19 protein-coding genes and 1 tRNA gene are annotated in these 20,013 nt (G+C 63.3%); 6 read left to right on the top strand and 14 right to left on the bottom strand.

Features of this window, described 5'->3' with window-relative positions; genetic code table 11:
- Positions 1-3 precede the first annotated feature (3 nt).
- From C476_RS07315 to C476_RS07290, 6 genes are all read right to left on the bottom strand, one after another.
- Positions 4-2,844, bottom strand: a complete 2,841-nt coding sequence (locus tag C476_RS07315) for a DEAD/DEAH box helicase (RefSeq protein WP_008011436.1) — start codon at positions 2,842-2,844, stop codon at positions 4-6.
- 176 nt (positions 2,845-3,020) lie between these two features.
- Positions 3,021-4,253: an ABC transporter permease gene (locus tag C476_RS07310; protein WP_008011434.1), complete on the bottom strand. Its 1,233-nt coding sequence runs from the start codon at positions 4,251-4,253 to the stop codon at positions 3,021-3,023.
- Positions 4,250-5,515, bottom strand: a complete 1,266-nt coding sequence (locus tag C476_RS07305) for an ABC transporter permease (protein ID WP_049911646.1) — start codon at positions 5,513-5,515, stop codon at positions 4,250-4,252. The genes C476_RS07310 and C476_RS07305 overlap by 4 nt, the downstream gene beginning before the upstream one ends.
- Positions 5,505-6,263 carry an ABC transporter ATP-binding protein gene (locus C476_RS07300; protein WP_008011430.1) on the bottom strand — a complete coding sequence of 253 codons (759 nt, stop codon included), beginning with the start codon at positions 6,261-6,263 and terminating at the stop codon, positions 5,505-5,507. The genes C476_RS07305 and C476_RS07300 overlap by 11 nt, the downstream gene beginning before the upstream one ends.
- Positions 6,264-6,764: 501 nt before the next feature.
- The gene (locus C476_RS07295) at positions 6,765-6,977 is read right to left on the bottom strand and encodes a heavy-metal-associated domain-containing protein (protein WP_008011425.1); all 213 of its coding nucleotides are present in this window, start codon (positions 6,975-6,977) and stop codon (positions 6,765-6,767) included.
- Positions 6,978-7,491: 514 nt separating this feature from the next.
- Positions 7,492-7,565: transfer RNA gene (locus tag C476_RS07290), tRNA-Tyr, on the bottom strand.
- A 132-nt stretch (positions 7,566-7,697) separates the two neighbouring features.
- Here C476_RS07290 and C476_RS07285 point away from each other — a divergent pair.
- The 3 genes from C476_RS07285 to ftsZ all read left to right on the top strand — a co-directional run bounded on the left by C476_RS07285 (position 7,698) and on the right by ftsZ (position 9,883).
- On the top strand, positions 7,698-8,318 hold the full coding sequence (locus C476_RS07285; RefSeq protein ID WP_008011423.1) for a double zinc ribbon domain-containing protein: 621 nt from the start codon (positions 7,698-7,700) through the stop codon (positions 8,316-8,318).
- A 195-nt stretch (positions 8,319-8,513) separates the two neighbouring features.
- Positions 8,514-8,693 (top strand): ribbon-helix-helix domain-containing protein, encoded by a 180-nt coding sequence (locus tag C476_RS07280; RefSeq protein WP_008011422.1) that lies wholly within the window; start codon positions 8,514-8,516, stop codon positions 8,691-8,693.
- A 2-nt stretch (positions 8,694-8,695) separates the two neighbouring features.
- Positions 8,696-9,883 carry a cell division protein FtsZ gene (ftsZ, locus tag C476_RS07275; RefSeq protein ID WP_008011420.1) on the top strand — a complete coding sequence of 396 codons (1,188 nt, stop codon included), beginning with the start codon at positions 8,696-8,698 and terminating at the stop codon, positions 9,881-9,883.
- A gap of 309 nt (positions 9,884-10,192) precedes the next feature.
- Here ftsZ and ncsA read toward each other — a convergent pair whose 3' ends face one another.
- Together ncsA and C476_RS07265 are read right to left on the bottom strand one after the other, a co-directional pair.
- Positions 10,193-11,152 carry a tRNA 2-thiolation protein NcsA gene (gene ncsA, locus C476_RS07270; RefSeq protein ID WP_008011417.1) on the bottom strand — a complete coding sequence of 320 codons (960 nt, stop codon included), beginning with the start codon at positions 11,150-11,152 and terminating at the stop codon, positions 10,193-10,195.
- A gap of 103 nt (positions 11,153-11,255) precedes the next feature.
- Positions 11,256-11,975 carry an alpha/beta fold hydrolase gene (locus C476_RS07265; protein ID WP_008011415.1) on the bottom strand — a complete coding sequence of 240 codons (720 nt, stop codon included), beginning with the start codon at positions 11,973-11,975 and terminating at the stop codon, positions 11,256-11,258.
- A gap of 193 nt (positions 11,976-12,168) precedes the next feature.
- Between C476_RS07265 and C476_RS07260 the strand changes: the two genes are divergently transcribed.
- The gene (locus C476_RS07260) at positions 12,169-12,852 is read left to right on the top strand and encodes a DUF7095 family protein (protein WP_008011413.1); all 684 of its coding nucleotides are present in this window, start codon (positions 12,169-12,171) and stop codon (positions 12,850-12,852) included.
- A gap of 93 nt (positions 12,853-12,945) precedes the next feature.
- On the opposite strand, the gene C476_RS07255 is transcribed toward C476_RS07260, so the two are convergent.
- On the bottom strand, positions 12,946-13,314 hold the full coding sequence (locus C476_RS07255) for a DUF7344 domain-containing protein (RefSeq protein ID WP_049911645.1): 369 nt from the start codon (positions 13,312-13,314) through the stop codon (positions 12,946-12,948).
- Between the two features lie 139 nt (positions 13,315-13,453).
- On the opposite strand from C476_RS07255, the gene C476_RS07250 reads away from it, so the two are divergent.
- Positions 13,454-14,116, top strand: coding sequence for a helix-turn-helix domain-containing protein (locus tag C476_RS07250; protein ID WP_008011409.1), 663 nt, complete (start codon positions 13,454-13,456; stop codon positions 14,114-14,116).
- 27 nt (positions 14,117-14,143) lie between these two features.
- On the opposite strand, the gene C476_RS07245 is transcribed toward C476_RS07250, so the two are convergent.
- The 5 genes from C476_RS07245 to C476_RS07225 all read right to left on the bottom strand — a co-directional run bounded on the left by C476_RS07245 (position 14,144) and on the right by C476_RS07225 (position 18,574).
- Entirely contained in the window at positions 14,144-14,932 is a 789-nt protein-coding gene (locus C476_RS07245; RefSeq protein ID WP_008011407.1) for an ABC transporter permease, read from the bottom strand.
- The gene (locus C476_RS07240; protein WP_008011404.1) at positions 14,925-15,899 is read right to left on the bottom strand and encodes an ABC transporter ATP-binding protein; all 975 of its coding nucleotides are present in this window, start codon (positions 15,897-15,899) and stop codon (positions 14,925-14,927) included. Before C476_RS07240 ends, C476_RS07245 begins: the two co-directional genes overlap by 8 nt.
- Before the next feature lie 51 nt (positions 15,900-15,950).
- Complete coding sequence (locus C476_RS07235) at positions 15,951-16,748, bottom strand: class I SAM-dependent methyltransferase (protein WP_008011402.1); 798 nt, start codon at positions 16,746-16,748, stop codon at positions 15,951-15,953.
- A 48-nt stretch (positions 16,749-16,796) separates the two neighbouring features.
- The gene (locus C476_RS07230; RefSeq protein WP_008011400.1) at positions 16,797-17,669 is read right to left on the bottom strand and encodes a deoxyribonuclease IV; all 873 of its coding nucleotides are present in this window, start codon (positions 17,667-17,669) and stop codon (positions 16,797-16,799) included.
- A gap of 68 nt (positions 17,670-17,737) precedes the next feature.
- Positions 17,738-18,574 (bottom strand): lipoate--protein ligase family protein, encoded by an 837-nt coding sequence (locus C476_RS07225; protein ID WP_008011398.1) that lies wholly within the window; start codon positions 18,572-18,574, stop codon positions 17,738-17,740.
- Between the two features lie 178 nt (positions 18,575-18,752).
- On the opposite strand from C476_RS07225, the gene C476_RS07220 reads away from it, so the two are divergent.
- On the top strand, positions 18,753-19,661 hold the full coding sequence (locus tag C476_RS07220) for a serine/threonine-protein kinase RIO2 (protein WP_008011396.1): 909 nt from the start codon (positions 18,753-18,755) through the stop codon (positions 19,659-19,661).
- Positions 19,662-20,013 lie beyond the last annotated feature (352 nt).

Below are 20,013 nucleotides of genomic sequence, written 5' to 3'. Positions count from 1 at the left end.
CGGTCACTCCCAGAACGACTGGGTTCGGGCGTACTCCCGTTCTTTCGAGAGGATATCGCGGTAGAACTCGGCCTCGTCCTCGCGCAGCTTGTTGATGATCTGAGCGGCGTTGTGTGGGCCGACGCCGCGGGCAGCCATCGCGATCACGGCCTGCTTGCCGTGGCTCTGGACGAGACTCGCGGCCCGAAACGCGCGTTCGGTCATTTTCCGTTGCTCGTCGTCTTTCTCCTGCGCTCGAACTGCCTGGACGACCTCGTCGGCCCACGGGTTCAGCGACGCGATCCGGGTCGAGCCACACGCGGGACATTCGGGCTGGTCGGCGACTCGCTTGACCTTCGTCTTTACCTTCCACTCCGTGCAGTGGGTACACAGCAGGATGACGCGATCGTTCCGGATCCGCTCTTTGACCGTCTCGATGACGCTTGCATCGGCGTTTTCGGGTGCGAGCAGTTCCTTGCCACCCGACGAGCGACCACCCTGTCCGACCGGCGTACGCCCACGGTGGGTCACCACCGCGAGCGCGCCCGACTGAATCTGCTCGAGTATTGCACTCGCGCGGTCGACGTCCAGATCTTCGTGGAACACCTCCCGAATCGCCTCCTCGTACATCGGGGTGTCCTCGAGCGCTGCCAGCAACCGATCGTTGGAGAGACGTCCCGACCCCCTGTTCTGCCAGCGTTTGAGCGCACCGAACTTCGCTGAGACCTGTGCGAGCCGGAAGGCGAGCGCGTCAGAGCGTTTGAGCCCGAGTTCGACGATCGCCTCGACGTGGTCGGGGGCGGTCTCCTCTAACACAGCGAGTACGTCACTGGTCGCGATCGATGTCGGCACCTCGAGTTCGATTCGGTAGGGATCGGTCTCGAGGCCGACCGACGAACCGGCTTGCTGACCTAACAGTGCGGAGAGCAGCCGGCCGAGCGTCTCGTTTGCCATGTGGCCGAAGGGCGCGTTGAGCACGATCGTCCGCCCTTGGCGCTCGAGAACGAGCCGATCGGCCGTCGGCATCGGCGCGTCGGCGTCGACCTGGCGCTCGAGTTGCGTGCAGGCCTCGGTGAGCGTGTACTCGTCGCTCGGGTACCGATGAGCGAGTTCGCGGCCGACCGCGGCGGCGTCGGCTCCCGACTGAAGTTGTGGCTCGGCGACGGCCCGGAGCTCGCCGACCTCGCCGGCGACCGCGGCGGGGACGGGGATCTCCTGGCCGATCCACGAGGGCACCTCGCCGGCGGGGTCTTCGATCGGGCTGACCTTGACCCGGGCCTCCTCGTCGTCGATCTCGGCGATCCGCCACATCTCGCCGCGCTGAATGAACACCTCGCCCGGCTGGGCGAAGTTGACGACGAACCGCTCGTCTAAGGTCCCGATCTGGCCGCCAGAGGCGATGTCGTGGACCTCGTAGGTCTCCTCGTCGGGGATCATCGAGAGATTAGCGTAGACGTACTGCCAGGTGCCGCCGGTGGTCTCGATGCGGTCCTCGCCCTCGTCGAACCAGATGATCCGGTTGCGGTCCAACTCGGAGACGATCTCGCGAATCGTCTCCTCGGGAACCGTCCGAAACGGATGCGCCCGCGTGATGGTCTGGACGGCTTCATCGACCGGCGTATCGCCGCGGCTCTGGACGATCGCGGGCAACTGATTCGCCACGACGTCCAGACTCCCCTCGTGGATCGCCGCTGGTTCGACCTCGCCGTCGCGGGCTCGGCGGGCGATCGCCAGTGCCTCGAGCGTGTCGTCGGGCCGGGTCGTGACGATCGTCCCGCTCGAGACCGCATCTTGGCGGTGGCCCGCCCGCCCGATCCGCTGGAGGAGCCGCGTGACCTGCCGGGGACTCTTGTACTGGACCACGTGGTCGACCTGGCCAACGTCGATGCCCAGTTCCATCGAGGACGTACACAACAGGCCGTCGAGCTCGCCGGCTTTGAACCGGTCCTCGACGTCGATCCGCGCCTCCTTCGAGAGCGAGCCGTGGTGGACGCCGATCGGCAACTCGAGTTCTTTGAATCGCGAGCCGAGCGCCTCCGCAGTCTGGCGGGTGTTGACGAAGATCAACGTCGATTCGTGGTCGGCGACGAGATCGCGGATCAACCGGACGTGACTGGCCGTATCGGGTTCGGTCATGAGCTCCCCCGCTAACCGCTCGTCTTCGTCGGTAATCTCGGGCTCACGAACCGTTACGTCGACATTACTCCCCACGTCGATCGCCCGAATCTCGCAGGGGCGGCCGCCGGTCAGAAACTGGCCGACCTCGTCAGGGTCGCCGACGGTCGCCGAAAGCCCGATCCGCTGGAACGGGCCCGCGAGGTCCCGAAGCCGCTCGAGGGCGATCGACAGCTGTGCCCCTCGTTTCGAGGCGGCGAGTTCGTGGACCTCGTCGATCACGACGTGAGAGACGTCCGCCAGGGCTTCGCGCAGGCGCTCGCCGGTAAGCATCGCCTGAACGGTCTCGGGAGTCGTGATCAGCACGTCCGGCGGGTTCTCTGCCTGTTTGCCCCGCTGGTACTGGGTCGTATCGCCGTGGCGAACGTCGACAGCGAGATCGAGGTAGTCGCCCCACCACTCGAGACGTTCGCGCATGTCGCGGTTGAGCGCTCGCAGCGGCGTAATATAGAGCGCGCCGAAGCCCTCGGGCGGGCCGTCGTCGGCGACCAGATGATCGAAGACGGGTAACATCGCCGTCTCGGTTTTGCCGCTCCCGGTGGGTGCGATCACGAGCGTGTTCTCGCCGGCCGCAAGCGGCGGGATCGCAAGCCGCTGTGGTGCCGTCGGCTGCGAGAAGCCGCGTTCGGAGAGCGCCCCGCGAACCGTCGCTCCGAGGTGGGTAAACGCCGCGACGTCCCCGTCAGTCATGGAGCCACGGTAGGGACGACCGGCGGATAAGTACCACGTTTCCGGTGAACTCGAGGCACGCTCGGCTGTCGCCACGCGACCGTAGGCGCGGTTTCATACGGACTACTGTCGGTCATTTCCGGTGCAACCGCAACCCGCACTGCGGTTGCACCGGTAAATCGTTACAGCAGACCGTGTCAGGCCTCGAGATGATCGATCTGAGCGTAGCGGCCGGCCCGCCAGCCGGCGACGAGCGCGACGATGGTGCCGGCGACGAGCGCGAGCGCGAACCCGCCGGCGTAGATTTCGGGTGGTGTCCGCAGGAGACGCTCGAACCCGAACACCGACGCCGAGAACCGGTTCAAGCCGATCACAGCAGGTGGCGTCGCCGCGACGGCAAGGACGCCACCGAGCAGGCCGATAACGAGCCCCTGTGTGCCGATCGTGCCGGCGAGCAGGCCACGCGAGAGGCCGACTGCCCGCAACGCCGCGAGTTCCGCGCGTTGCTGGTGGGCCACGAGCGCGAACAGATTCGCGGTCAGGACGATGCCACCGAGGACGGCCAAGCCAACTAGCGTCGCGCCGCTTGCGAGTACGGCCGTGCGTTCCCCGAGCATCGACTGTACCTGGCTGTCGCTGGTCCGAACGTCGTACTCGGGATACTGCTCGCCGATATCGGCCGCGACGGCGTCGTGATCGGCGTCGTCGGCCACGTCGGCGGTGACGAACGTCGCCCGGTCGGTACCCGACGTCCCGGCGACGGCCTGCAGATCGCCAAGCGGGACCGTCAGCGTCGGCGAGCCCATATACTGCGAGTAGTAGTCGGAGATGCCGATGACAGTGAACTCGTTTGCTGTCGCAGTCTGTCGGCTCGTTCCGATGTAGACCGTGTCGCCGACGCCGACGCCGAGCGCGTCGGCGACCCGCGGATCGAGCACGAGTTCGCGACGCTGGGGATCGTCGGGCGGCGGAGTGGTAGCAGCCCCCTCTGTGAGATCGAATCCGTGCCCGGCCTGGAAGTCAAATCTGTCGTGGGTCTCCGGGACGCCGACCGCGGGCCGACGCTCGAGGTCGGACGGACTCGAGCCGACGTAGACATCGTACATCGCGATCGGAGAGGCAGAGGAGATGTCATCTCGTGCGGTGAGGTCGGCCGCGACGCCGTGTGCGCCGACGATTGGGTTCTCCGTTCCGCTGGCTGCTGGATCGACGGGGGATCGCGAGACCCAGATATCTCGATCGGCGTTGTCCAGGCCCTGTTCACCTTTCTCGACGACGCCCACACCCAGGCTCGCAAGCACCGTCACCGAGAGTACCGCCAGCGTGACCGCGAGCACGGTCAACGCGGTCCGTCCGGGCGAGCGCCGAAGCTGTGCGAGTGCAAGCCCGATGACGGCTCGCAGCCGAACGACTGCACGCCCCACGTTCATCGGCCCACCTCCGCCAGCACGGACGTTCGTGCGGCCACCGCAAGCGGGTAGGGGACGGCAACGATGCCAGCCAGCACGGCAACGGCGATCCCGTAGGGGACGAACAGCGGATGGAACTGTGCGACCGCCCCCGGCGCGACGGTCGCGCTGGCGACCGCGTTGACGACAGCGATCCCCGCCGCGCCGAGCCCGACGCCCACGACCGACCCGACGAGCGTCGTGATCCCCGTCGAAATCGCGATTACGGCGAGTCGGCCCCGCGCGGGGACGCCGACCGACTCGAGGACGGCGAGGGTACGCCGGTCCTCGTCAACGGTCATCCCCATCGTCGTCGCGACGAACGACGCACAGATCGTCACGCCGACCACCAGCGCGATCACGCTGGTTGCAAACGCCAGCCCGTCATCGAACAGTGCGGTGGGATCGGCCGTGTCGGTGACCGTGACCGACGCGTCCGGGTACGCGTCGGCAGCGGCCGACCGCGAGGCGTCGGGTTCGCCCCAGATCACCATCCGGTCGGCGAGTTCGCCGTCGGCGGCCCCGGACAACGACTGCAGTTCGCTGGCGTGGACGAGCGCGACCGGCGCACCGACGTCGCCGCCGTCGGTTTCGGAGACCGCAGTCACTGAAAAGTTGGTCGTGCGTCTCGGTGAGGTCGAGACGGTCAGGTCGTCACCAGCGGAGGCACCGAGCCGGTCAGCAGCGGTGCGAGAGAGCACGATCTCGCCCGTTCGTGGGCCGTCATACGAGCCGTTGGCATAGTGGGGATCACCTTCCTCGAGGGCATCTGTCGGCACCCCCGCAACGGTTCGCGACTCGTCGTCCGGAACGACACCGACGAGTTGAACGGTCTGTGGGTCGCCGCCTGCCTCGAGGCGGCCCGCCTCGATTAGCACCGGCGAGGCGTGTGCGACGCCGTCGTGTGCGCGGATCGTGCTGGCTCGCTCGTTGGTCGTCCCGAGCCGCGGCCCCTCGACCCCGTCGACGGACGATAACGTCTGCTGTGCTTCCGGCGTGATGTGGACGGTCGCGTCGTCCGTCGTCGTCACGCCGCCGTCGGCCAGCGACAGCGCGATCCCCGTCACGACTAACAGGAATGCGATCGTCAGCGCGACGGCGGCGACAGTCGAGACGATCCGACCCGCCGTCGTCCCCGTCGCTCGCTGCCACCACCGCGAGACCGTCAGGGAGAACAGTCCAGTCCACCGCCTGCGTCGCCGCGTCTCGAGGCCGTCGGGCAGGTCGTCGGGCTCATCGGACATCGTCCACCCGACCGTCACAAAGCGTAATGACGCGATCGGCAACCGACAGCGTGGTCGCGTCGTGTGAAGCGACCAACACCGCCCGATCGCGGCCGATATCAGTCAACAGTTCGAGGACGTCCATCCCGGTCGCCGTGTCGAGTTCGCCAGTCGGCTCGTCGGCAACTATCACGTCCGGATCCGTCGACAGCGCCCGCGCGATCGCGACGCGCTGGCGCTCACCGCCGCTGAGTTCGCCGGGCAAGTGCGTACTACGATCGCCCAGTCCGACTGCCTCGAGCAGCGCCGTCGCACGCGCTCGCCGATCGGATCGTGAGATACCCGCCTGCACGAGCGGCAACGCGACGTTCGCGCGGGCCGACAGCGCCGGCAGGAGATGAAACCGCTGGAAAACGATCCCGATGTGACGCCGCCGCATCCGAGTTCGCTCCGCGTCGGACAGCGCCGTGAGATCGGTCCCGCACAGCAGTACGTTGCCATCAGTCGGGACCAGCAGCCCGGCGACCGCGTGTAGTATCGTCGATTTCCCACTCCCGCTTGGTCCCTCGAGCCCGAGGATGGACCCCATCGGCACGTCGAACGACACGTCCCGGAGTGCGGTCACCGTTCGCTCATCGCTCGAGCGAAGTCGACCGCCACCCGATCCGTACTGGTGGGTGACACCCTCGAGGCGAACGGCCGTCGTCGATTCGAGGCTGTCCGCTTCGATTGCCGACGACCGCGAATCCTGCGCTGATTGGTTGAACATCCTCACGGGGTCTCACAACGGGCCAACGACACACCGACTCATTGTTTCGACCCGGTTTACCCACACAAGACGGCTGTTACTCGCGGTTGCAGACGGACAACCGGACACAATAGACGGCGTTCAACGACTGTCGGGCCAATCGTGTGGCTGTCACGGGGCTCGAGCGACAGCCGAGCGGTAGGGACGGCTTGTCGGCTGGCCGGCGGCTGAAACGGGCACGTACAGATTGGCACGATAGTAAGTCACGGAATTGTGATCGATTTACGCACCCGAATCGTGCTCGCGCCGTGCGTTCAGAGCGGGGTGCGGACGTCAACTGCGACTCCTATTTACCGCCAGTGAACCGGCCACCGCCAGACGGCCTGATACGAACTCCTGTCATACGGTCTGCTGTCCCGATGTCCCGACGGGACCGCAGTGCGGGTTGCGGTCCCACCGGAGCTGACTGATAGGAGTTCGTATCACAGCACCGACCGAAAAAACGAGAGTGACTGTGTGCGATTACGTAGCAGTGAACCCGAGGTCGTTGATTGTGTCGGTGAGTTTCGGGAGGTCGAGAGTATCGTCACCCTCAATTTCGACTGTTCCTTCGATGTGGTTTGCGCTGACACGCGTGACACCGTCGGCGTGACGCAGTTCGTGCTGTATCGTGTCTTCACAACCGTTGCACATCATGTCAGAAACCTGAATCTGGTGGACTTTTGCTGTTGCCATGATCGCAGGAATACACGCCAAGCACTGGTATAAAGCTATCATATGACGAATGTATAACACGATAGGCCAACCTGCCGCCGACGAGCCGACGTATTCACACACCCCTCTCGTCAAGCTGTCTTCCCTCGTGGACGGCAACGAGCTTGCGGTCAGTAGGTGATCGCGGTATAGCGATGAGGGTGCCAAGCCCCCGCCCTCACGGAACCGCCAACGGCGGCGAGTAGGTCGGGGGAGTTCACACGGCACTTGTTAGTTCGGGAACACTACCAGATAGCGTGGGTCACTCTCACAAACGCGACGGGGCGTCCGCCGATCGATGTCTTCCATGTCATACGGCCACGGCAGTTCGGAGAGTGACGACCCACGTGCCACGTCTCTGCTATGGAATTCGCCAGAGGGCGCGGGGCCGCGTTTTGAAACAAGTTCCAATCAGAATTTTCGGCCGTCTCGAGCGGAGTGAAATCGCAAGACGGCAGGCTCTTCGGTGTCTGCTGCGAATAGACGAGAAAGGAAGTCCGCCCTCCCCGATTTGAACGGGGGACAAGTCGATCTACAGTCGACTGCTCTACCAGTCTGAGCTAAGGGCGGGCACTTCGCACTCAAACGTAGCCGCCGTAGGGCACATAAGGGTTATTATTCGAGACGGTGAGAACGTGTCAGTTTCCGTCAGTAGCACCATGATTGATATAGATGGCGTGATAAGACGAGAGCAATTCACCGATGAGCAAGATCACGTTCCGTGCCGACGACGACCTCGTCGCACAACTCGAGGCGCTCGAGGCCTCGAAAAGCGAAGCCATGCGGGAGGCGCTTCGCGCATATCTCGAGGACGAGGTGACTCGGAGCAACGACGCACGCTCCGATACGGAACGGACACAGGCGGGTGCGATCGACGATCTCGTGCGCGATCGCGTCGACGAGCGACTCGACGCGCGATTGCGGGAGATTGGACTTAATCGCGCGGGCACGCGATCGCGCGGATCGACATTACCACACGATGTCACCATCTCGATCTCGCTCGACGGTTCGACAGACGCGTCGGACAAACTGGACGCGGTCGACATCGACCGGGCGCGTGAGACAGCGGACGACGATCAGCGACCGACACAGTCATACGAACCGACAGCGTCCCAGCCACGAGACGACGATGTGCAGTGCAGCCAGTGTGGCGACCGCCTCGACGGCGACCACGTCTACTGCCCCAATTGCGGCGAAAAAGCGTCGCGGCGATTGTTCTGTGAGTGTGGCGACGAGATTCGGTCCGACTGGTCGTTCTGTCCCAGTTGCGGGCGTCGAACGCCCGCAGCGGATGTCCTCGAGTCGGACAGTACGCAATACTGATCAGTGTAAGACGCTGAAAATCACGATCAGCGAAAACTTTATTGTCCAAGACAAACATCGACTTATTCGCGTAAGACGGATTGTCTTACAGCCGTCGACAAGGCGGAAAATCGCCCGACTACGGGCGGTTTGGACGTAAGACACGCCGCGTCTGACAGGGGCGCGCCACCGTCTTACCCAACGGGGAATACAACCATGGAGCGTGTGACACTGCGAATCCCAAAGCAGCAGATCGAGGAAGTAGAGCAATTGGTCGACTCGGGCGAGTTCCCGAACCGGAGCGAGGCGATCCGGTCGGCCGTCCGTGAGATGATCAACGAACAGGCGGACGGCCCAACTGAGCAGTCCGGCAAACGCAACTGGGCGAAGGTGTAACCATGCAGGATATCGTCCAAGACGCCTTAGAGAACGCAGAAGAAGAGGCCCGGGAGATGGACGCCTCGATGGACGGTGACGAGTTCGGGGACCCCCGAATCGTGATCGTTGGTTGTGGCGGTGCCGGTAATAACACCATCAACCGACTGTACAACATCGGCGTTGACGGTGCCGACACGGTCGCGATCAACACGGACAAACAACACCTCAAGATGATCGAGGCCGACACGAAGATCCTCGTCGGCAAGTCGCTCACGAACGGGCTCGGCGCTGGCGGCGACCCATCGATGGGCGAGCGCGCGACCGAGATGGCCCAGAGCACGGTCAAAGAGGTTCTCGGCGACGCAGACCTCGTGTTCGTGACCGCTGGAATGGGTGGTGGCACCGGCACGGGTGCTGCCCCCGTCGTCTCGAAGATCGCCAAAGAGCAGGGTGCGATCGTCGTTGGCATGGTTTCGACGCCATTTAACGTCGAGCGCGCCCGCACGGTCAAAGCCGAGGAAGGCTTAGAGAAACTGCGCGAGCAGGCCGACTCGATCATCGTCCTCGACAACAACCGGCTGCTCGATTACGTCCCGAACCTGCCGATCGGGAAGGCGTTCTCGGTGATGGACCAGATCATCGCCGAGACCGTCAAAGGCATCTCGGAGACCATCACCCAGCCCTCGCTGATCAACCTGGACTACGCCGACATGTCCACCATCATGAACCAAGGTGGCGTCGCGGTGATGCTCGTCGGCGAGACCCAGGACAAGAACAAGACCGACGAGGTCGTCAAGGACGCGATGAACCATCCGCTGCTTGACGTCGACTACCGCGGCGCGTCCGGCGGCCTCGTCCACATCACCGGCGGCCCCGACCTCACACTCAAAGAGGCCGAGGGCATCGCTGACAACATTACCGAACGCCTCGAGGCCAGCGCGAACGTCATCTGGGGTGCCCGCATTCAGGACAACTACAAGGGCAAGGTCCGCGTCATGGCGATCATGACCGGCGTCCAGAGCGCACAGGTGCTCGGCCCGACGACCCAGAAACAGGCCGACAAGTCCCGTGCGAGCATCGAAGGCGTGAGCGATACGGACTTCGACGCGAGCAATCACATCGAAGACGGCGGCTCCCGACGCGGCGCACACAGCGACGGCGGTCGCAACGAACTCGAGCGACAGAACGGCGTCGACGTGATCCGGTAACCCACACGCGGCATCAGACACACCACCGCCGCACGCGGCATCTGACACACCACCGGGCCACCGACGACTCCGTTTCACCGGTCGGATCCACTTTTTGCGCGACAAGGTACCAAGTTCGATACAATCGTCTCAGCAGCACCTACATCGGTCCATCGACAGTCGGACGACGATAGACTCCGTTTCGATACTATCCGAGACCCATGTTTACGGACGTATACAGACGTGAACCGGCTATCCTGTCTATAGAATGGGTGAGGACGAAGGCAGTGTATCCGACAGGTCAGTACGGCACAGTGTAGCTCTGACAAGTCAGACGAGTGACTCGAGCAACGAGCACTTCCGACAAACCTCGCGAGTGGTCGTCGAGCCACACTCGGCACATTCCTGGAGGTCGGCCCCGTCGTCGCCGCTGAACTCCTCAGAGAGGATGCCCGCCAGTTCTTCGTACCCCGAGAGAATCGAGTGACGCGTCCCGGGGTGGTTCTCCTCGAGTCCGTAGAGGAGTTGCTGTATTTCGCCACGGTAGGCTTCGCTCGAGTGGGGACACTCCGTAATATGGGCGGGCAGGTCGTTGACGTGGGCGTAGAGCGCTATTTCCTTTTCAGGGACGTCACGTAGCGGCTTCGCACGCGGGACGAACTCGTCCTGTTCGTCCCGTTCGGAGAGCGGCCCGAGGCTGGCGTCGAAGTGTTTCGCCATCTGTTCGACATCACCCTCGAGGAAGTTCATCAGTGCCGACTGGGCCTCGTCATCGAGATTGTGGCCCGTCAGTAGAAGATCCGCCTCGAGTTCGTCGGCGTATTTCGAGAGGAGATCGCGGCGAAAGACGCCACAGTAGGCACAGGCAGCCATGTTTTCGGGGTCGTCCTCGACGACGTCGTCCATCCGGACGCCGAACTCCTCCTCGTAGCTGACGACTTCGTGGCGGATGCCAAGGTCCTCGGTGAGGTCCACACAGGCCTCGAGGCTCTTGTCGCGGTAGCCCTCGATCCCCTCGTGGATCGTCAGTCCGACGAGTTCGATGCGAGGATCCTCGGCGAACGTGTCGTGGAGGATCTTCGTGAGGACGACGCTGTCTTTGCCCCCGGAGAGGCCGATCACCCAGGTCTGTGGGTTCTCCGGCGTCGCATCGTGTGGGACGAGATCGTCCCGGCGCACGCGGCGGCGAACCCGCTTTTCGACCGATTCACGGAAGTGATCCGTACAGAGGTGGGCCCCTGAGTAGGCGGCATGCATGATCGCCTCCTCGTCACACCGGTTGCAGTCCATCGCGAAAGCGTTGCCGTCGGACGCGTATGTCCGTTTCGTCTCCCCGACTCTGGTGCCGTCGTCTCGAGGCGACAACGGAGTACCGACGATCAGACAGCCGACGTCAGGCTGGCACTGTTGGTCGTTCCTCGACGGCGTTGGACCCTTCCTCGAGCGCGCTGAGTACGAGATCGACGTACCGATCGCGGGTCGCGGCGGAGAACAGTTCGTGGCCGCCGTCGTAGAGGACGACGTGATCGGCGGGGACACGCTCGCCGATCGGGCGTAGGTCGATGACGGGATCACGAAGCGAGCAGAAGACGACGGCGTCGTGGTCGATCGTCAACAACTCCCGCTGTGCGCGGCGGGTTTCCCGGACGAACGCCGGCGAAACCCACGAGGGCAGCGTCGCGAGCTGGTGGCCGGTCGCCCGTTCGCCCATCGCCTCCCGGTCCAGTTCAGTGACGGGTAGACACGGGAACGTGGTTGGGACCAGCGAAACCGCCTCGAGCACCGGTTCCGGGAACGCATCACCGTAGCCCCACCACGGGCTCAGATAGACATGGTTGTCCGCGCCATCGAGCGCCTGTGCGATAAGCGCACCCGCGCTGTGGCCGAGTAACTGGTAGCCCTCGAGGTCGCGGACGTACTCGGCGACTGGCTCGAGCCAGTCGGCTTTGAAGTCGTCGATGTCCGTCGGGAGTTCGAACGCGTGGACACGATAGCCGGCCTCGGTCAGTTGGCCAAGAAGCCAGCTGACGTTTTCGTGGGTCCAGCGGTTGCCCCAGCCCATAACGAAGACGAGGTCCTCGTCACCGTCGTCGTTGAAGATCCGGTGTCGCATACGGGTCCGTACATCGGACGGCGATAAAAATCTGCATGCGTGACACGATGACTGTCGGCGAGGCGACGCTGGGGTTAACGGCTGTCCGCAGTCACGACGACACGATGCTCCCGCCGCAACTGACAGCCCGCGCTCGGGCACGATGTCGACAGACGGGAAACCGTTTTGCGACTCGAGCGCCCACCACCGCACGATGAGTGGATTCGCACGGGACATGGCAGTCAACCGCCTCGAGCGACTGGTCGACACCGTCGAAGACGAGCGGCTGCCGGTCCCCGTTCGCGAGGTGTGGGCTGTCGGCGACGTGGCGCTGGGGCTCGATCCCGTCGAGCGACTGGATGTCTACATTACGAAGGACATCCTCATGCGCGACGACAGCGATCCGGCGACCGCCAGCGCTGACGACGCGGACCCGGACAGCCAGTTTCGCGACTCACATGGCATCGCGGGCGTCGGCAAGACCGTCCGGGCCGACTGGGCTCGCGAGTTCCCACAGTATCTCCGGGCCAACGCCAACGGCCACGCCGCCCCCGAGAAATGTCTCGCCGCCCACCTCCTCGAGGACGACGAACCGATCCACCTCGAGGTCTGTAACGCGCCGTTCGAGGACAACGTCACCCAGCGGCTCCGTGGAGCACAACTGCGTGAGGACTACACGCAGTTGCTCGATCCCCGTGGGGTCTGTCTCTGGGCCGACGGGACCAGAAGCGACGACGCGTTCCGAAAACTCCGCGACGGTGAGTTGGCGTTGCCGACGCTGTCGCGCGCACTCGAGATGCTCGGGCTAGACGCCGACGAAGCCACCGACGCTGCACGGGAACTTCATGCCTGGCGTGATCGGCAGGACGGCGTGACGATCCGTGGAGACGTCGTCTAAGACGGATTGCTAGCAGTCAGTGCCGGTGCGACCACACCCTGCCACGGGGTGTGCCGGACACTCGGGACAGCAGACCGTCTGATGCGGTCGGTATCAGTCGGTTCGCTCTTCGAGTATGTTTTCGATCATCGATCGCGCGTCCTCGAGCCGCGCCGCAAGCGTCGCAGAATCGATATATACGCGTCCTCCTTTTCGATCGTAATCAACGGGGTCGAGGTCGTCAAGTTTTGGCAGGTGTACGTGGCACAGTTCCATCGAAACACCCTGCCGGTCGGATACCTCATCGGCGACACTCGAGTCACGCTCGATGACGAACTCGACGAGGTCCTCCTGTGTTACGATGTCCGCATCCGTTTGCATCATGTACCGACAGAGATATCGCCGACGCGGATGGTTCAAAACGTCGAACCACGCGTCGATCGAGTTAGATCCCTGATTCCCCTCCGCATTCCGGTTAGACATTGTCCGATAATGGACTAGTGTGTCGGATAGGTATATGGCGTAAGTATTCACGGCTTTTATGTAATTCATAATGATTATTGATTAGGGCCGTACCAAAACGGGCAAGGGAACGGGGTTCGTATCGGCACCAATCGTTGATATGCTGCTCACGACATTCCGGATTGACTATCCTATTCTACGAACGGCGCTCGCACACGCACCCGATATCGAGATCACGTGGGAACGGTCGGATCTCACTGGAGACGGGACACAGCAACTGCTCGTCTGGGCGGACGGCCCCGCGTTCGGTACGTTCGAAGCCGGGCTCGAGGCGGATCCCACCGTCAAGCCGCCGATGCGGGTGGTCGAATTCGACGAGCGACGGCTCTACCAACTCGAGTTAACTCCCGAGGGACGTCGCGCGAGCGTCTATCCAACGGTGGTCGAGACGGGAGCGATCTTACAGGATGTGACAGCGACCGAGAAGGGATGGGACATTCGCGCTGCGCTCCCGGACGAAGAGACGCTCGATCAGTACCATGCGTTCTTTACGGGTCGTGACTTCGACGTCGAGCTCAAGCAGCTGTACGAGGACTGGGCCCCGAACCACAGCTCGCAGTCGCGATTCGGGCTGACGGATCGACAACACGAAATCCTCGTTGCGGCCGTCGACGAGGGGTATCTCGACATTCCGCGCTCGTGTTCGCTCGCCGAGCTCGGAACGCAGTTCGATATCTCGTCGAACGCAGCGTCGGAGCGGTTCCGCCGCGGGAGCAAAACACTCATCGAGAACACGCTGTCCCCGGACGACCAACCCACGTAACCGGTGATCGGCCGCCCGAACTCGGGGTCACGCGATGTCGACGCGAGTGAACCACAGCTGGGCAGCGACGACGAGGGCGACGGTCATCGCAACGAGGATTCCCGCGTCAGCGACGTTATACGTTCCCTCGAGTAAGATCGCGTTTGGATCGTAGTAGCGCATGGGCGCGATCGCACCGACCGCGTCGGCGTCGGTGCCGGTCAACAGCGACTCCGAAAGAAACAGCGCGAACGTGACACCGAGAGCGACACGCTGGGCGATTCCCGCCCGATCGAAGCCGACTGACGCGAGCAGCCCGATGCCCGCACAGGCAAACAGATAGGGAATCGAAAGCAGGTGAACCGCAAGGACGTCCGTGGCGGCGAGCGGTTCGTCGATCAGGTGTGCGCCGACGTAGACGACGATCGGCGGGACGACGTTCGCCCCGACGATCGGGACGGCCATCGCGGCAAAGCGCTCGCCGAGCAGTCGTCGACGGGAGATCGGCAGCGACAACAGCACGTCCATCCGGCCACGGTCGACATCGTCGGCGATCGTCCCCGCGGTGCTGTAGGCCAGATAGAGACCAAGCAGGATGATCCACCCGAACGTGTAGAGTTCGAACGAGAGAAAGCCGCCAAGACTCGCCATCGTCTCGACCCCCATCACCTGCACGATCGGCTCCGGATACGCGGCGATGAGCTGATCCAGATCGACCTCGGTCTTGAACGACGGATACACCCAGATGACCATCGCAGCGAGCAGCGACAGCCCGATCGAGAGGTAGAGACTGCCGCGAACCCGGTGGCGGGCGTCGTAGCGTGTCAGCTCAAACATCGTCGTCACCTCCTGTGCCCCCGGCAACTACGCGATTGGCCCCGTCGCTGTCGGTGTCACTATCACGCACCTCGCCATCGTAAAACCGCATGAAGACCTCCTCGAGCGGCGCTTCCTCGAGCGACAGATCGAGGAGTCGGTACTGTCGAAGCCGCTCGAGCAGTTCGTTGACGTCGCCGGTGAACGTAAAGACGTACTCGGTTCCGCCACTCGGCCCTGTGCCAGCGTCGGCCTCGAGGTCGTGAACGCCGTCGATCTCGAACGCCTGTTTCGGGATCGACTCGGCGGCATGGATGCGAACGAACTTGCCGCTTCGATCGAGTAACGACTCGACCGGCTCGACCGTAACGAGTCGGCCATCGCGGATGATACCGACGCGGTCGCACAGCTTTCGGACCTCGCTCAAGATGTGCGAAGAGAAAAACACTGTCAGTCCCTGGTCCCGTTCGGCCCGGACGAACTCGTTAAATCGCTGTTGTAACAGCGGGTCGAGGCCGCTGGTCGGTTCGTCCAAGATCACCAGGTCGGGATCGTGCATGAACGTCGCGACGAGGCCGAGCTTCTGGACGTTGCCACGCGAATACTCCCGGATCTCCCGGTCGAGTGGCGGATCGAACAACTCGAGTAACTCTTCGCTTCGCGCGTCGCCTTTGATCGAGGCGTGCAACTCGAGGGCTTCTCGGCCGGTTGCCGTCTCGTCGAACGCCGGATCGTCAGGGAGGTAGCCAAGTCGGCGCTTGGCCTCGAGCAACTGTCCCTCGTCGGTGATCACCTGCCCCAGCACCCGCGCCGTTCCGGCAGTCGGTGACAGCAAGCCCAGTAGCGTCCGAATCGTCGTCGTCTTCCCCGCCCCGTTCGGGCCGAGATAGCCGAAGATCTCGCCGCGCTCGACATCGAACGTGACGTCGTCGTTGGCGAGGACCTCGCCGTACTCTTTCGTCAACCCCTCGAGTTCGATCGCGGCCATACGAGGACTTGATGAGGGAGCCACAAGACGATAGTGACGCTTCTCACTGCGTTAGGGGATGCGGCCGACCGTGACGTGAAACGGCACCGATTCCTCGCGGCGATACTCGCGGGTCTGCATCTGCTCGATTACGTTCCGTCCCATCTCGCGCCACGCTCTTCGGAGGTCGTCGTACTCGCGTTCGGTCAGCGATCCAGACAGCATCGTCGTCCGGTCGTCGGCCAGTCCGTCGCCGGTCGCTTTCCGGCGGGCGGCCCGTAACGCGGCGTCGCTGTATGGCGGTTCGACCGTCCGCACGTGGTCGTACCGTCGGGTTGCGAGCACCTCGAGACCGGCCTCGGCGAACGCCTCACTGGCGTCGGCCCCGAGCGCCACGTCCGTACTGACACCGTCGAGATAGGCCCGCCGGGCGCGGCGCTCGAGGGCGTCTTCGACGTCGACGCTCGAGTGGACCTCGACTGCAGCGTTGTCGGGTTCGACGGCCGCGACGAGGTCTCTCGAGACGCGGGCGAACTCAGCCAGTGCGGCCGCAGGCTCGGGCAGATTGATCAGTAAGGCCTGACAGACGACGAGATCGAACGCTCCGTCAGGAAACGGTAACTGGTAGGCGTCGCCGGCGACGACGGGGACGTACTCGGCGGCGGCTGCGAGCAGTTCGGGAGCAGCGTCACAGCCGATTACCTCGCCGGGCGACTCCGCGGCGAGGACGCGGCTCAACTCGCCAGTTCCACAGCCCACGTCCAGAATCCGGTCGCGAGAGTCGAGATCCAGTGGCTCGAGCGCATCGCGAGAATCGTCCCACATCCCCTCACGGGTCCGGCTGAGGTAGTCTTCGGAGAACTCGCGCACGACAGCCGCTAGCGGCGTCTCGAGTAAAAACGAGTCGATCCGGCCGTCCTACTCGTCGTCGCGCAGCTCTTTGACCTTCTGGATGTTCCACGCGAAGCCGCGACCGTCTTCGGTCGGCGTCTCGAGCGCGAAGGGCAGCTCCCGCAACTCAGGATGGTTCACGATCGCCTTCATACCGTCCTCGCCGATATAGCCCTCGCCGATGTGAGCGTGTTCGTCCTTGTGAGTGCCCACGTCGTGTTTCGAGTCGTTGAGGTGGATGTACTCGAGGTACTCCAGGCCGACCACGTCGTCGAACCGGCCAATGGTCTCGTCGACGGCCTCGGGCGTCGTGAGGTCGTTGCCCGCGACGAGCGTGTGGGCCGTGTCGATACAGATGCCGATATCGGTCTCGGTGCGGTCGATGATTCCCGCAAGATGGTCGAACTCGCCGCCGAGTTTCGTGCCGCTGCCCGCGTCGGATTCGATCAGGATCTGCACGTCGTCGGGCACCTCGAGATCGTCGATGACGTCAGCGGCGTTATCCAGTCCACCCTCGACACCCGCGCCCGTGTGCGCGCCGAGGTGGACGTTGACGTACGGCACGCCGAGTTTGTCGGCGGCGTCGAGTTCGGCCTGCATACTCTCCATCGACTTGCGTCGGAGGTCCTCCTTTGGCGTACAGAGGTTGACCAGATACGAGGAGTGGATCACCCACGGTCCCTCGAGTTTCGCGTCGCTTTCCTCACGAAAGCCGTCGGCGGCCTCGTCAGAAATCTCGGGCTGGGCCCAGACTTGCGGCGACGTCGTAAAGATTTGGCCGCAGTTCCCGCCGAAGTTGACTTGCCGGCAGACGGCGTTGCGGATGTCGTCGTACGGCGGCGTCTCCTCGTCGGAGGAGACACGCGAGCCGGAGATCGAAACGTGTGCGCCGACCTTCATCGTCATAGATTCCCGTCAGTACCGGGCCGTGATAGGTACTTCGGAGCGGGTCGAACAGCGGGTCTGTGTCACCCCTCGCCGGGCTCGAGCACTTCGCGATCGCGAACCCACGCGTCGCTGCCAAACTTCCGGTCGGCCAGCTTGCGAGCGGCCGCGAGCTCGTCGTCGCGCCACGTCGAGTCGGTGGCGTTAGCCCAGTCACCCAGCGCTCCTGCGACCGCATCAACCGCTGCGTCGCGGTCGATTCCCGTCTCGTCACGAATGCTCGTCACACGATCGGTAAAGGTCGATTCCGCGAGATCGGTATCGAAGACGCCAACGTGGGCTCGGGGCTCGAGGTCGTAACTGATCGACCCATGCTGGATGACGACGTCGCGCTGGCGGTACTGGGCGTTCCCACTGATTTTCTGGGCGTCCTCGCCTGCAGCCGCCGACGCCACGATGTCGTGTGCCGGATTGATATCGCGCAGATAACACGACGGCTGATAGATCGACGCCTGTTCGGCCGATGCAAAGGCCGCGTCGACGCCCATCCAGTCGAACGCCTCGAGAACCGGCTCACAGAACAGTTCATAACAGTCCATCAGATCGCCCGGCACCTCGTCGGCGGGGGCAACGATCGTATACGAGATGTCGGCATACCGGTCGTGGTAGATCCCCCCGCCGCCGGTCTGGCGGCGCGTGACGTCGATCCCTTCCCGCTCGCAAAAGTCCCAATCGACGGTGTCAGCGTCCTGTCGATACCCCAGTGAAAGCGTGCTTGGCTCCCACGAGTAGACGCGGACGGTCCGCAGGTCGTCTTCGAGTGCCGTCCGCGCAGCGATCTCCTCGAGCGCCATCTGCGTCGCGCCTGCACGGGGCTCGTCCCGGATCAGCCGCCACTCCCGATCGGCAAGCGTCGTCATAGCCGGCTAGATGGGGACGATGTGGAAAGCGATTCCGACCGCCGCCAGATTTCGTATAGCAGTATGAAATACATGGCCGAGCCGAGCGATCACGAGTCGGCAGCGACTCGAGGTACGCGCTCGTCCGATAGACGACCGCGTCACGCCGTTTTTACGTACTGACCGGCTATCGGTCTCTATGGTGCGAAACGTCGCCGGATTACTTCCGGAACTCGAGGATGAAGACTTCTATCTCCTCTCGGGAGTCGAACAGGGGATGCGCTTTTCGGAGTGGGTCCAGCGCGAAAAGCTCCCGAAGTTCGCCAACTTGACCGAAGAAGAGGTCGATTACCGTCTCGAGCGCTGTCTCAAACGTGGATTGATCGAGAAGAAGACGATCCAGTACGAGGGGTATACGCTGCAGTTCGAGGGCTACGACGCCTTGGCGCTGCGGGCGCTCGTCGAACAGGACACGATCACGGAGTTTGGCTCGCCACTGGGCGTCGGCAAGGAAAGCGACGTCTACGAAGTCCGCTCGTACAAGCCGCTGGCCCTGAAGTATCACCGCGAGGGCTATACGAACTTCCGGGAAGTCCACAAGGAACGCGATTACACCGCGGACAACGAGCACGTCTCCTGGATGTACACCGCTCGAAAAGCCGCCGAACGCGAGTACGACATTCTCGAGGAACTCTACCCCGACGTCGCGGTCCCACAGCCGATCGGGCAGAATCGCCACGCCATCGTCATGGAGAAGATGGACGGCGTCGAACTCTCGCGAACCCGACTCGAGGACGATCAGGTGCTCGGGGTTCTCGATCTGCTCGTCTCCGAAATCGACTGCGCGTACGCACATGGGTACGTCCACGCTGACATGAGCGAGTACAACGTCTTCGTCAACGAGGCAGGGGTGAAAATCTTCGACTGGCCACAAGCGGTTCCAACGGATCACGAAAACGCCGCCGAATTCCTCCGGCGTGATCTGGCGAACATCGTGGGCTACTTCCGCCGCAAGTACCCCCAACACGTGCCTGACGACCTCCCTACCGACGAGGTAGCCGATGCGATTTCCACCGAATCGTTCGAAACGATCACCGACTTCGTGTGATCGCCAGCTGGTTCATCAGTGTCGTTCGGATGCGGCAGGATCGATTTGATTCGTCGTCTAACAACGTGGCAACCATCGGTTTCGCCACCAATCCGACAGGCGAGGGTCCAATTAAACGGGCTCGAATCGGGGGCAAAACCGTGTCCTGTAGACGTTTTTCTGATCGAATTCCACGGTAGTGGACTCGAGACGTGTCGTGAACGCTACGTGGGAGAAGCCGACATCGTACAGATTATATTGCATATCGATATATAGAATCGGGGCTGTGGTGCTGCGAATACCCCAAAATCCGTGCACGAGATTCGCGTCTGTCGGTAGGAATCGATCCCGAATACAGGGCCGATCAAGGAAT

This window comes from Natrinema limicola JCM 13563, assembly GCF_000337475.1.
GTDB lineage: Archaea > Halobacteriota > Halobacteria > Halobacteriales > Natrialbaceae > Natrinema > Natrinema limicola.
Note: the sequence above shows the minus strand (reverse complement) of the source record. Positions and strands in the feature narration are given on the sequence as shown.